This is a genomic window from Microbacterium schleiferi, from assembly GCF_015565955.1.
GTDB lineage: Bacteria > Actinomycetota > Actinomycetes > Actinomycetales > Microbacteriaceae > Microbacterium > Microbacterium schleiferi_A.
The window spans coordinates 264,747-277,936 of sequence record NZ_CP064760.1; the positions used below are offsets into that span (position 1 = coordinate 264,747).

Here is a 13,190-nt window from a genome sequence, read left to right on the forward strand (position 1 = left end):
TCGCGTTGCCGCGCCCTCCCCGGCGCACCGCGCGGAACCTGCGGCTACCAGACCAGCGGGAGAAACTTCTTCGTCGTCGCGTTGTAGCGCTCGTACTGCTCGCCGTAGTGCTCAGCGAGGTGCGCGTCCAGGCGCGGGATGTGGATCCAGATGAACATCGCGGCCATGATGACGGGGATGACCAGCGCCCACCACAGCCCGGTCGCGAGTGCGAAGCCGGCGAACAGGATCGTGTCGCCGAGGTAGTTGGGGTGCTGCGTGTAGCGGAACAGTCCGCCCGTGTAGAGCATGCCCTTGTGAGCCGGGTCGGCCTTGAAGCGTTTGCGGTCCCACTCGCTGCCGGTGTTCAGGTACGAACCGACGAGGTACAGGACAACGCCGAGCCACAGCATCCAGCCCACGGGGGCGGTGTTGATCGATCCGGCTGCCGCCATCGTGACATCGATGATCGCGATCCAGACCAGGACGGGCACCACTTCGGCGGCCGGCACAGGGCGGTTCAGCATCACGAAGAGGGTCATCCCGTGACGGATGAGGTAGACGAGCATCATCGCGATGAGCACGCCGGCTCGCAGTGGTTGCGTCGGCCCCCACCCGAACCACGCGGGGAACGCCCAGACCAAGAGCGCGATGGCTCCGGCTGCGATCACGACGTGAATCCCGAAGAAGAGGATCTTCGCCTTCTGGGACGGGTTGACGGGGTGCTCATGATGTCTCCTCAGAGGTCTCGGGCGGCTGCAGGCCGCGGTAGATGTCGGCGAGCTCGGTGCCCCACGTGGTGGCCCCGGCAGGGCTGAGCGGGTCGGCGCCGAGGGCCTCGGTGATGGGCTCGCGCAAGATCAGAACCGCGAGGTCGTGGGTGGTCAGCACCACGGCGCGCGCTCGCGGATCGGATGCGTCGGTGAGTACTCCCGCCCGAACCATGGCATCGACGGTGCGTCGACCGGCCGCGTAGAGCTCGCGGAACAGGGCGCGTCCGCTGTCGCCACCGTCCACCAGCATCCGCAGCAGGTAGCGGGGGATCGGCGAATCGGCGCCGAGTCTGTCGAGGAGTGCGGCAGCGAGGGAGTCCTGGGCGCCGGCGTCGAGGAGGTCGTCGCTGACGAGTTCGGACAGGGCGGCTGTCACCGTGGCGGTGACGTGGGCGTTGACCGCGTCGCGCACGCCATCCATGGACCCGTAGTGACGGATGAGGAGGGCGGGGGAGACTTCGGCGGCGGCGGCGATGTCGCGCACGGTGGTCGCGGCACCGCCGGGCCGGGCGATCAACGCGAGGGCGGTGTCGCGGATCCGCAGTGCGCGGACGGTGGTCGGAGGAGCCATGCTCCTATTGTAAACATATGTTTACTTTTCTGGTGGCAGAGGCGACCCACCGCGCGCTCGGCATCCTTGCGGGGACGCGATCATCGAGCACGTGCGCCGTCAGGTTCACTCCTGTGAACTCGGCCGCGGCCTGGTGCCTGCATCTCGTCACTTCGTCTGGCGCAGCGGGGAGATGAACGAGCCCGTGTCGGCGCTGTGGCCCTCGCTACTGGTCGCGCTCGGCGTGGGATCGGTAGACCGCCGCGGCGCGCTCGAGATAGGCCGTGATCGCGGCCTGTTCCTCATCCGAGAAGCCCGCGAGGACTGTTTCGAGGTCGGCGAGCAGGGGGACGAGCAGGTCGAAGGCGCGCGCTCGTGACGTGTCACTCGGGACGACGAGGATGCTGCGCCTGTCGCTCGGGTGAGGTTCGCGGGTCACGTGACCGAGGTCGACCAGACGATCGATGGCTGTCGTGGTTGCTGTCGTGGAGATTCCGAGACGGCGAGCGAGCCCGGTGGGGGCTGTCGGGCCCGTGGTGAGCAGGTGTTGCATCGCTGCGAGATCGGTGGCATTCACCGAGAGGTCGTCTTGAAGCGACTCGCGAAAGAGATCGGTGGCATCAACGAGATCGCGAAGCAGTTGGGTTGCTCGATGGACCGGCGGGCCCGGGTGTCCCGTCCCCGCGGGCAGGTCCTCGCGCGGCACCACCGGCTGGTCTGTATCCACGCTCTCATCGTACGCGCATTTACTGTAAGCTCCCGGGTAACTAGTTTCTCTAGCAATAGAGCTGACACAGCCGTGAACCGCATATCCGGTATCGGACAAGGGGAATGACCATGGATGCCTTCCTTCGCTTCATCACTGCTGCGCGAACCTCGTGGATCGTGCTGGTGCTCGCTGCACTCGCGGTCGGCGGGGTCTTCGCCTTGGCCGGAGGCGAGGAATCGGACACTGCACCATCGGTTGGTCTCCCTGACTCTGCGGAATCGGTTCGCGCGCAGGCACTCCTCGAGGAGTTCCCGAGTGCCGACTCGACCTCGGCGATCCTCGTGTTTGCTTCAGAGAGTGGTGAACTCTCGGACGAGGACCTCGCCGAGATCAACGCGAAAGCCTTCGACGCCCTGGCCGACTTCACCCCCGACGGCTTCGTGCCGCCCGCCCAGGTCTCCGAGGACGGCGACGTCGCGTTCCTGGTTGTTCCCCTCGAGCCCGAAGAGGATGTCGCGGCACAGACGGAACGGGCGCAGGAACTGCGGGATGCGGCATCCGCCGACCTGAGCGATGATGTGCGGGTTTACCTGACCGGCGCCGAAGGCTTCGAGGTCGACATCGCAGCAGTCTTCGCGGGCGCCGACTTCACCCTGCTGCTGACGACGGTCATCGTCGTGGCCGTGCTGCTTCTGGTCACCTACCGCAGCCCGTGGCTGTGGCTCGTGCCGCTGACGGTCATCGGTGTCGCCGACGCGACAGCCGGAATCATCGCCCGTCAGGTCGCGGCGGCCGTCGGCATCGCGCTGGATGCCTCGATCACCGGCATCCTGTCGGTGTTGGTCTTCGGCGCGGGCACGAACTACGCGCTGCTGCTGATCGCCCGCTATCGCGATGAACTGCGGTTGCATGAGGATCGGCGCGAAGCGATGCGGCGTGCCCTCCGGGGCGCCGGCCCGGCGATCATCGCGAGCGGCACGACCGTCGCTCTGGCGCTTGCATCACTGCTCCTGGGCGAACTGGCCGGCAACCGCGCTCTGGGCTTTGCCTGCGCGGTCGGCATCATCGTGGCGATGGCCTTCGCCCTGATCGTTCTCCCGGCGGCCCTTGTCCTGTTCGGCCGCGGTCTCTTCTGGCCCTACATCCCGCGTTTCGGATCGCCCGACGCGATCTCACGGAGCCCGTGGGGCAAGCTCGGTCGCGCCGTCTCGAAGCGTCCCATCGTCGTCGCTCTCTCGGGCGTTGCCGTGCTCGGCGTGCTGGCTTCCGGGGTGCTCTTTGTGCAGACAGGTCTGTCGCAGAACGACCGATTCCGGCAGACGCCCGAAGCCGTGCAGGGGCAAGAGATCCTCGCCGACGCTTTCTCGGCCGGGGCAACCTCTCCCGCGTTCGTCGTCGCGCCCATCGACGAGGCCGACGAAACCGTCGCCGCGCTCGACGGCATTGACGGGGTCGATTCGGCTGCCGTCACCGAAGAAGCCGGTGATCTGGTGCGCATCGATGTCGTCCTGGGGGCAAGCGCCGAAACCGAAGAAGCGTTCGCGACGATCGAGACGATCCGCGGGGAACTCGACGACGTGGGCTCCGGTGAGGCGCTCGTCGGCGGCCTGGACTCCCAGGCTCTGGATGTCGCCGACGCGCAGGCCCGTGATCAGGCTCTGTTGATTCCGCTGATCCTGGTTCTGGTCCTGATCGTTCTCGTCATCCTGCTGCGCGCCCTGCTTGCTCCCGTGCTGCTTCTGGTGGCCGTCGTGATCAGCTATTTCTCTGCGGTCGGCGCGAGCTGGTGGCTCTTCCAGACCCCGCTGTTCGGTTTCCCCGCGATCGACAACAACGTGCTGCTGTTCAGCTTCCTCTTCCTTGTCGCCCTCGGAGTGGACTACAGCATCTTCCTCGTGACCCGCGCGAAGGAGGAGGCCGATCACCTCGGTATCACGCAGGGGATGATTCGCGCGCTCGCCGCAACCGGTGCGGTGATCACCAGTGCCGGCATCCTGCTGGCTGCCGTGTTCGCCGTGCTGGGTGTGCTGCCGCTGATCACCCTCACGCAGATCGGTGTCATCGTCTGCATCGGTGTGCTGATCGACACCCTGCTGGTTCGGACGGTGATCGTGCCGGCCATGGCCTTCATCGCGAAGGACCGGTTCTGGTGGCCGCGCAAGCCGGCGCTCACCGACGCTCACGCTCGGGAGCAGGGAGCGGATGCCCTGGCTTCCGCGGCTTCCTCGCCGGAGCGGTCAGCCTGACGTCAGGATCAGATGAACCGTATCGGCGAGGCGTCCGAGCAGTTCATCCCCGTCAACGTCGCTCTCGGGGCTGACCGTTGCCGCGACGCCGAGGCCGAGGTAGCGCACGCTCAGGCTGTAGAAGACTTCGAAGGCCCAGTCCGCGCGTGCCTCGGTCAGCGCACGGTTGTGCTCGTCGGCTGCGGCCAGAAGGGCGCCGACGAAGACTGCCTGCCCCGCATCGCCAGACTGACGCCCCCGTGCGCTGATGGCGGGATCCTCGACGCCGAGCAGGAAGAACGGCGACAGCAGCTCGCGGTTCTGCCGCAGGATCTCGGCGTACGCGGTCACGATCGCGGTTGTGGCCTGTTCGAAATCCGCGGCGCCCGCCCCCGCGGTGCTGACGCGATCCTCGGTTTCGGTGTCGAGGCGATCGAACTCTTCGCTCTGGACAGCTCTCAGCAGGTCGGCTTTGCTCGCAACTCGGCCATAGATGGAGCCGACAGATAGACCAGCGGCGGCGGCGACCTCGGCGATGGAGAATTGTCCGTTGCCGCGTTCCTGGAGGAGCTGTAGTACCGCGGAGCGCACTTTCGCGAAGGAGTCGCGGCTGCGGCGCTGCTTCGGCTCAGCCACCCCGTTGACGGTCGATCGTGTCGCCATCATCGCTCCGTTTCGCGTGTCGTCTCTCGTCGGGAGTGTAACCACCAGCTCTCGCGCCTACCGCTCCTGCACCTCGACCAGGAACACGGAGTGAGGTGCGAGCTCGAGGTCGAGCTGGAGCGCGCCCCCGTCCGAAACGATCACATCGCGGGGGGCGTCGACCGCTCCTGCCGATGAGGTGCACGTGACGGCCACGGCGCGCCCGGTCCAGGGGAGGTTCGTCATCTCGATGCGGGCGGACCTCACTCCCGCCGATGCCAGGTCGCGGCGTTGCGGCGGCAGGGTGAGGCCGAGTTCGATGCGCTGCTCCCCGATCGGGATACGGAAGGTGAACCGGTCCTCCGCTCGCTCGGTGAGCGCTGTATCGGGGGCGACGTAGTTGGCCACGAGGAGGCGCACCGTCTCTCCGTCGCGGCTTGCCGCACAGGCCAGACCCGACTCGTCGCCGCCGGTGACGGCAAGCCGGCGTCCCATCAGCGCACGCCCAGCCATCGCGAGCGCGCGGGAGCGTTCGTCGGGACTGCCGTCGGCCGCGCCGACTCCCCCGGGATCGACGAAGCCGTAGTGCGGATCGAGTCCGGTGTCGGCCCGGAAGAAGAAGGCATGGTCGATCACGGTGTCCTGGAGGTAGATCGCCGTCGCCGCCTGGAATGCGCCCTTCTCTGCCGCGGGAGCGGTGCTGCTGGGAACGGCGAGGTAGTTCCAATAGCTCAGTGTCAGGTCGGTATCGGTGAACCCGTAGCGATCGAGCAGCGCGCGGAGCTGCTCGGATACGTACCGGTAGTCGAGGGGGTCGCGGCTGCCGTCGGTGAACCAGAGGAAAGAGAAGAAGTCCAGCGGCAGGTCGTTCGTACGCACGAACTCGAGGAAGCCTTCCCGGTACGGTGCGTCGAGCTCAAGGGGGAAGGCCGTGGCAGGCCCCCGACCGTCAGCGTGGGGTCTACGCGATGCACCGCCTCGCAGAACGCCCGGTACATCGCGTAAAACTCCTCGGGCCGTCCCGCGAAGTGCAGCGGTCCGAAGTCGGGCTGATCGCCGAACTCATAGATGCGGATGGGCGTGGTCGGGCCCCCGGCCCACCCCTGCGAGTAGTGGCGCACGATGTGCTCCACTACGCGGCCGTACACCTCGACATCCTCGGCCGGCAGCTTGTTCGAGGGGATCGAACTGGCGACCGTGAACATGACCTCGGCACCGATCGACTGCACCGCTTCCACCCACTGGTCGGTTGCCGCGAAGTTGTAGCTCGCGGGATCGTCGACGTCGGCGCTCCAGTCGGGGAAGAGGCTCGTCGGGTTGTTGCGCGTGTCGAGGCGCGAGACCCAGTCGAACGAGCGCACCACCGTCACTCCCGCCTCGCGCCACAGGGGCGTCATGTCCGGGAACTGGGGGTAGCCCTCGACGGGTCCGGGGATGCCGCCGACACCATTCAGCTGTCGGAACGAGCTCTCGTCGCCGACGTCGACGACAAAGGTTCGGGTGGATGAATCCGCTGCAGCAGTGACGGCGGGGGATGAGTCATCAGTGTGCGACACGCGTGGCTCCTCGGTCGTGGCGGGGTGGGTGCGGTCGTTCAGTACGGCATCCGCAGGAGGCGATTGGCGTACTCGTTCGCGATCGGTTCGTCGCGGCGGAGGTACTCGACCCGATCGCGGTAGGTCTCTGGTGTCACCGAGTCGAACTCCTCGAGCATCGATTCGATGGAGCGATCGTGGACGGCGCGCACGCGCGGCAGGCGACGTTTCATGACGTTCAGCTGCGCATCGACGAGCGACTGATCCTTCGCGAGCTCCTGGGCCAAGACGACTCCGTCCTCGATGCTCATCGCTGCGCCGGACCCGAGGTAGGGCGTCATGGCGTGCGCGGCGTCGCCCATGATCATCACGCGGCCGCGGAACCACGGGTAGGGCACCCACACTGTTGAGTAGGGCGTGTAGGCGACGTTCTCGGAGTGTCGAACGTCCTCGAGCGCGTCGGCCAGGAACTCGGATCCTCGGGTGAGCGCGCCGGCTCGATCATGCATGATCTCGGCCATCTGGGCGGTGTCGTAGCGGGGGCGCCCGTCCTCGGCGACGGTGAGAACCATGTACATCGTGTCTTCCGACAGTGGTGTGAGCATGATCTTGCCGCCGTAGCCCTGGCAGATGATCGGCTGCATGAGCTTGCGTCGATTCGGCAGGGCCGCGCGCCACGCGACGCCGCCCACCGGCCGGGGAGCGTACTTCTGACCGAAGTGATCGTGGCGAATCTGCGAGTTGATGCCGTCGAAGCCGAGAACCAGGTCGTACTCGCCGCGGTCGCCGGTGCTGAAGGTGGCGGAGACCGTGCTGTCGTCCTGCGTCAGCTCCGTCACGGTCGTGCTCATCCGGATGGTGCAGCCCAGGTCCAGAGCGTGCTGGGCAGCCATCTCGAGAAAGGCCACTCGCGCCATCGTCACGCAGCCCGGGAGGCCTTCATCCTGCGTCCCGTAGCTCATGTTGCTCAGGAAGTTGCCGTCGGCGTCGTAGTTGTCGATCCCGGGAGCAGGATGTCCGAGCTCGAGGAACTTCTCCAGCAATCCGATCTCGCGCAACGCGCGCAACCCGTTGATGCGGAGCCCGAACCCGACGCCGGCGACGCTGTTGTCCGGCTTGACGTCGATGACATCGACGTGCGCGCCGATGCGGGCGAGGGCCGAGGCTGTCGTCAAACCGCCGATACCGGCACCGACGATCAGGATCTTCATCGGTTCTGCCATGGCATTTCCTCTCTGAGCAGCCGTCGGGGTACTCGGCCAGCGAAAACGGGTTGGTTATTCGAATCCGAGTGATAGTTCGGATTTACAACCTAACGGTCGCCAGGAGGGATGCGCAAGAGGCCCCGGCCTTCTCGCAGAGACTGTCGGCCAGCATCCAGCGGCGCCCGCGGCAGCGCCGGGTACGTCCGCGGGGGACGAGCCTCCGGTAGCGTGCCGATGGTGACCATCGAAGACCTGCCGTGCCGGAGCTGAGCGCGCTCGCGTGGGTCGCACTCGCGACCGGCGCCGTGGTCATCGGGCTGTCAAAGGCAGCGTTGCCCGGAGCCGGGACGATCGCCGTGGTCTTGTTCGCTGCCGCGCTCCCGGCCAAACAGTCCACCGGGACGATTCTGCTGCTGCTGATCGTCGGTGACGCCCTGGCGTTGCTGGCTTACCGGCGGCACGCCGACGTACGGGCCCTCCTGCGGCTCATCCCCACGGTCATTGCGGGGATCCTCGTGGGCACCCTGTTCCTGGCGTTCGCGTCGGATCAGTGGGTGAGGCGGACGATCGGGGTCATTCTGCTCGTGGTGATCGCCGTGACACTCTGGCGCAGATGGCGCACGGATGACGCCGCCGTGCCCGGCGCGGCAGCCGCGGGCTTCTACGGTGTGCTGGGCGGGTTCACGACGATGGTCGCCAACGCCGCAGGCCCCGTCATGTCGATGTACTTCCTCGCCGCGCGGCTGCCGGTGCAGGTGTTCCTCGGCACTGCAGCGTGGTTCTTCGCGGCGGTGAACGTCGCGAAGGTTCCGTTCTCGATCGGTCTGGGACTCATCACCCCGTCCGGGCTGCTGATCGATGTGATCCTTGTGCCCGCGGTCGTCGTCGGCGCGCTGGTCGGCAGGCGTATCGCCTCCGTCATCAGCCAACGCCTGTTCGAACAGACCGTGATCGTTCTGACCGTCGTAGGAGCCGTGTACCTGCTCGTGTGATGCGCGGGAAGCGCATGCCGGTGTGGCATCCGCACTCGCTAGGCGTGACAGATTGTCGATCGGCTCGCTGTGGTGGTTGGCCTAGCCTGACGACATGGCAGATCGCGACATCCCGACCATCCCGCACTGGATCGACGGGGCCCCGCAGCCCTCGGCATCCGGCCGCACCGCGCCCGTCTTCAACCCGGCAACCGGTGCCGTGACGGCTCACGTCGCGCTGGCTGATCAGGCCGAGACGGATGCCGCGATCGCCTCGGCCCGCCGGGGATTCGAGGTGTGGTCGACCTGGTCGATCGCCAAGCGGCAGGGCGTGCTCTTCGCTTTCCGTGAGCTGCTCAACGCGCGAAAGTCGGAGCTTGCCGCCATCATCACCGCCGAACACGGCAAGGTGCTCTCCGACGCGATGGGAGAGATCCTGCGCGGTCAGGAAGTCGTGGAGATGGCCACGGGGTTCCCGCACCTGGTGAAGGGCGCGTACTCCGAGAACGCATCCAGCGGCATCGATGTCTACTCCCTCAAGCAGCCCCTCGGTGTCGTGGGGGTCATCAGCCCCTTCAACTTCCCGGCCATGGTGCCGCTGTGGTTTGCTCCCATCGCCATCGCTGCCGGCAACGCCGTCGTGCTCAAGCCCAGCGAGAAGGACCCGTCAGCCGCGCTGTGGCTCGCCGCGCTGTGGGCGGAGGCGGGCCTGCCTGCCGGCGCCTTCACGGTGCTGCAGGGCGACAAGCTCGCCGTCGACGGCCTGCTGAACTCACCGGTCGTCGAGTCGATCAGCTTCGTCGGATCCACCCCGATCGCGCAGTACATCTACGAGACCGCGGCGCGAAACGGCAAGCGGGTGCAGGCGTTGGGCGGCGCAAAGAACCACATGCTCGTTCTTCCGGATGCCGACCTCGACCTGGTCGCCGACCAGGCGGTGAACGCCGGATACGGTGCGGCTGGTGAGCGGTGCATGGCCATCAGCGTGGTGCTCGCCGTCGAGCCCGTCGCCGACGAGCTGATCGCCAAGATCTCTGATCGCATCGCGGCGCTGACCGTCGGCAACGGGGCTGGTGCCGACGGTGCCGAGCCCGACATGGGTCCGCTCATCACCGACGCCCACCGCCAGAAGGTGGCGGGCTATGTGGACATCGCCGAAGCCGACGGGGCGCGGATCGTGGTGGATGGGCGCTCCCTTGTCGTGACGGGTCACGAGGACGGCTTCTTCTTCGGCCCCACGCTCATCGACGCGCTTCCCGTGACGAGCCGCGCCTACACCGAGGAGATCTTCGGCCCGGTGCTCTCGGTCGTGCGCGTTGCAAGCTTCGACGACGGTGTTGCGCTCATCAACTCCGGCGAGTTCGGCAACGGCACGGCAATCTTCACGAATGACGGCGGCGCTGCTCGGCGGTTCCAGAGCGAGGTGCAGGTCGGCATGATCGGTATCAACGTGCCGATTCCCGTCCCCGTCGCCTACCACTCGTTCGGCGGCTGGAAGAAGTCCCTCTTCGGGGATGCGAAGGCGTACGGCGTGCACGGGTTCGACTTCTTCACCCGCGAGAAGGCTGTCACCGCGCGCTGGCTCGACCCCGCGACCCACGGCGGAATCAACCTCGGGTTCCCGCAGAACACCTGAGTCGTTGTGTTGGGCCCGGCGTCGTCTCGGGCCCGGGGTCAGCTCGTCGCGGCGCCACTCTCAGCCGCGAGCTCCAGCGCGGCCCAGAGCTGTGCGCGGGCACCGAAGGTCGACAAATCCAGATCGAGAAGCTCTCCCAGCTCATCGATGCGCGCGCGAAGCGTATGACGATGGATGCCGAGTGCCCGTGCCGCCGGATCCCACGCTGTGTTCGCATCCAGCCAGGCGCGCGCGGCACCGACGAGGCGGTCGCGGTGCTCGGCGGGAAGGGCATCGAGCGGAGTGAGCATGCGGCGGGCAACCAGCGCACCACCGCCGCGGCGGAGCGTACCCATCACCCCGTGCTCGGCGATCGCGGCGAACTCGACCGAGCCGGGCTCTCGCGCGTACTGGGCGGCGTACGCTGCTTCGGCCAGCGCGCGGCCCAGGGCTGCCCACCGATCCAGTTCCGCGAACCCGGCAGTCGTGTCGTGCGCCGCGAGCAGGCTCCCCAGCTGTGCCAGCCGATGCCGGGAGACCAGCAGAACGAGCTCCTCCTCGCGTTCGGCGAAGAAGAGCGACTCCGGCTCTGCCGTGGCCATCAGCTCGAGCTCATCCAGCAGTGACTGGCTGCCAGAGAACACCGGTACCCGTCCAGCCAGCAGCGGGGGTGACGGCATCCGACCCCACACCGCGGCCCCCGAGCGCGCCGCTTCTCCCCCGCGCCCGGCGATCAGCAGCTCGAGCACGCCGGTGCGCAGCCGCAGGCGCGCATCCGAGACGGCCCGCTGCTGTTCCAGCGAGATGCTGGCGAGCGCGATCACCGATTCGACCAGGTCGCCGTGGCCCGAGTCCAGGGGTGTGTCCGCGCCGACAGCCAAGACGCCGCGAAGGCGACCTGCCTGTCCGATCGTCTGAAGCGTGGCTGCGTGCGGTCCCGCCACACGCACACTCGCCGGCGCCGACTTTCGCAGCAGCATTCGGGTCTGCTCGTCGACCTCGGCCTCGACGGATGCCGGAACATCGGCGATCCCCGGCAAGCTGAGACGGCGCCCGGCGGCATCGAAGAGCGCGACCCAGGTGCCCAGCCGCGACGACAGCGTGCGCAGGATCTCGCGCAGACCGTCGTGACGCACCGCAGCGCGCGCGAGAGCGCGCTGAGACTCCAGTGTCCACGACAGCCGCGCGCTGCGGTCGGCTGCCTCGACGTCGGCGACGTGCCGGATGATCCCGATGAACGGGGTGGCCCGGGGAACCTCGATCAGCGGCACCGAGTGTCGACGGCACGCCTCGATCACGTCGTCGGGGATGACCGGATGGATGACGTTCGTCGCGAAACCGAGACCGGCGACACCTCGCTCTCGCAGCCGGATGCAGTAGGCATCGGGCTCTGCCGAGGTCGGCGGCAGGAACTGGCCTCCGTCGGTCAGGAGCAGCTGCCCGGGCTCGAGCCACGGGGTGGGGTCGGGCAGATCGGAGTTGTGGACCCAGGACACGGGTAGGTCGAGCCGCTCGGGGTCGATGTGGCCGACGGCGCGCAGGCCGAACGTGCGGTCCGCGAGAAGAGAACCCAGCGTTGCCGGCATGAGCTTGCCAATCTGTCGAGTCGGGGGCGTGTCGCACGACAATTGTGAACCATCCGAACCTGTTCTGCGGAGGACACTAGGAGCATGGAGCTCACCCCCGATGACACCAACGCGTCCATCAGCGAGCGGGACCGGACGAACGTCTTCCACTCCTGGTCTGCCCAGCGATCGCTGGCTCCCCTGGCGATCGTGGGCGGCAGCGGTACCGAGGTCTGGGATGCCGACGGTCGCCACTACCTCGACTTCTCGAGCCAGCTCGTCAACGTGAACATCGGGCACCAGCATCCGCGCGTGGTGGAAGCGATCCAGAAGCAGGCCGCGCAGCTGACGACCATTGCGCCCGCTCACGCCAACGCGACCCGCGCCCGGGCTGCAGAGCTGATTCTGGACCGCGCGCCGGCGGGGTTTGCCAAGGTCTTCTTCACCAACGGCGGCGCGGACGCGAATGAGAACGCGATCCGGATGGCGCGGCTGTTCACCGGGCGCGACAAGGTCATCTCGACCTACCGTTCGTACCACGGCAACACCGGCGCTGCGATCGCCGCGACGGGCGACTGGCGGCGGGTGCCCAACGAGTTCGCGCGGGGCATGTCCACGTCTTCGGGCCTTACCTCTACCGCAGCGAGTTCTGGGCGACCACCCCTGAGCAGGAGAGCGAGCGGGCGCTGCGCCACCTCGAGCGCACGATCCAAGCGGAGGGCCCCGAGTCGATCGCGGCGATCCTGCTCGAGACCATTCCCGGCACCGCCGGAGTCCTCGTGCCACCACCCGGGTACCTTCCGGGTGTTCGGGAGATCGCAGACCGCTACGGCATCATGCTGATCCTCGACGAGGTGATGGCGGGCTTCGCGCGGTCGGGCGAATGGTTCGCCTTCGATGCCTTCGACGTCACGCCCGATCTCATCACCTTCGCGAAGGGGGTGAACTCCGGGTACGTGCCCCTCGGCGGTGTCATCATCTCGGAGCTGATCGCCCACGCCTTCGATGACCGCGTGTTTCCCGGCGGCCTCACCTATTCCGGGCATCCGCTTGCTGCGGCGTCGGCCATCGCCACGATTGAGGCCATGGCAGACGAGGGAATCGTCGAGAACGCGGCTCGCATGGGCACGGATGTCTTGGGTCCGCGCCTGCACGAGATGGCAGCACACCACGCCGTCGTCGGTGAGGTGCGCGGCCGTGGCGTGTTCTGGGCCGTCGAACTGGTCGCAGACACCGAAACCCGCGAACCGCTGGGCGCTGAGGGGATGGCGGCGCTGAAAAAGGACCTTCTCGACAACGGTGTGCTCGGGTTCTTCGCCGAGAATCGTCTCCATGTCGTGCCACCAGCCGTGGTCACCGAGACCGACCTCGATCGCGGACTCGGCGTGATCGATGCGGCGCTCGAGCGTCTGGGCTGAGGA

General features: G+C 67.4%; 10 protein-coding genes and 1 pseudogene. 4 read left to right on the forward strand and 7 right to left on the reverse strand.

Annotated elements, in window-relative coordinates; all coding sequences use genetic code 11:
• Window positions 1-44: 44 nt before the first annotated feature.
• From IT882_RS01340 to IT882_RS01350, 3 genes are all read right to left on the reverse strand, one after another.
• A complete protein-coding gene (locus tag IT882_RS01340) occupies window positions 45-650 on the reverse strand; it encodes a DUF1295 domain-containing protein (protein ID WP_195692846.1) in 606 nt (201 codons plus the stop codon).
• Between the two features lie 55 nt (window positions 651-705).
• Complete coding sequence (locus IT882_RS01345) at window positions 706-1,323, reverse strand: TetR/AcrR family transcriptional regulator (protein ID WP_195692847.1); 618 nt, start codon at window positions 1,321-1,323, stop codon at window positions 706-708.
• A gap of 205 nt (window positions 1,324-1,528) precedes the next feature.
• A complete protein-coding gene (locus IT882_RS01350; RefSeq protein ID WP_195692848.1) occupies window positions 1,529-2,029 on the reverse strand; it encodes a MarR family winged helix-turn-helix transcriptional regulator in 501 nt (166 codons plus the stop codon).
• 110 nt (window positions 2,030-2,139) lie between these two features.
• On the opposite strand from IT882_RS01350, the gene IT882_RS01355 reads away from it, so the two are divergent.
• Window positions 2,140-4,257 (forward strand): MMPL family transporter, encoded by a 2,118-nt coding sequence (locus IT882_RS01355; RefSeq protein ID WP_195692849.1) that lies wholly within the window; start codon window positions 2,140-2,142, stop codon window positions 4,255-4,257.
• Here the strand turns inward: IT882_RS01355 and IT882_RS01360 are convergent.
• The 3 genes from IT882_RS01360 to IT882_RS01370 form a co-directional block, all read right to left on the reverse strand.
• A complete protein-coding gene (locus IT882_RS01360; RefSeq protein WP_195692850.1) occupies window positions 4,249-4,899 on the reverse strand; it encodes a TetR/AcrR family transcriptional regulator in 651 nt (216 codons plus the stop codon). The two genes, IT882_RS01355 and IT882_RS01360, sit on opposite strands and share 9 nt — an antisense overlap.
• A 57-nt stretch (window positions 4,900-4,956) precedes the next feature.
• Window positions 4,957-5,757 (reverse strand): hypothetical protein, encoded by an 801-nt coding sequence (locus IT882_RS16170; RefSeq protein ID WP_229382231.1) that lies wholly within the window; start codon window positions 5,755-5,757, stop codon window positions 4,957-4,959.
• Window positions 5,758-6,472: 715 nt separating this feature from the next.
• The gene (locus tag IT882_RS01370) at window positions 6,473-7,636 is read right to left on the reverse strand and encodes an FAD-dependent monooxygenase (protein WP_195692852.1); all 1,164 of its coding nucleotides are present in this window, start codon (window positions 7,634-7,636) and stop codon (window positions 6,473-6,475) included.
• A 239-nt stretch (window positions 7,637-7,875) separates the two neighbouring features.
• Between IT882_RS01370 and IT882_RS01375 the strand changes: the two genes are divergently transcribed.
• Both IT882_RS01375 and IT882_RS01380 read left to right on the forward strand, forming a co-directional pair.
• Entirely contained in the window at window positions 7,876-8,610 is a 735-nt protein-coding gene (locus tag IT882_RS01375) for a sulfite exporter TauE/SafE family protein (protein WP_195692853.1), read from the forward strand.
• A gap of 94 nt (window positions 8,611-8,704) precedes the next feature.
• Window positions 8,705-10,225, forward strand: coding sequence for a CoA-acylating methylmalonate-semialdehyde dehydrogenase (locus IT882_RS01380; RefSeq protein WP_195692854.1), 1,521 nt, complete (start codon window positions 8,705-8,707; stop codon window positions 10,223-10,225).
• Window positions 10,226-10,263: 38 nt separating this feature from the next.
• Here IT882_RS01380 and IT882_RS01385 read toward each other — a convergent pair whose 3' ends face one another.
• Window positions 10,264-11,790, reverse strand: coding sequence for a PucR family transcriptional regulator (locus tag IT882_RS01385; RefSeq protein WP_195692855.1), 1,527 nt, complete (start codon window positions 11,788-11,790; stop codon window positions 10,264-10,266).
• Between the two features lie 84 nt (window positions 11,791-11,874).
• Here IT882_RS01385 and IT882_RS01390 point away from each other — a divergent pair.
• Window positions 11,875-13,187, forward strand: a pseudogene (locus IT882_RS01390) (aspartate aminotransferase family protein).
• Window positions 13,188-13,190: the final 3 nt, after the last annotated feature.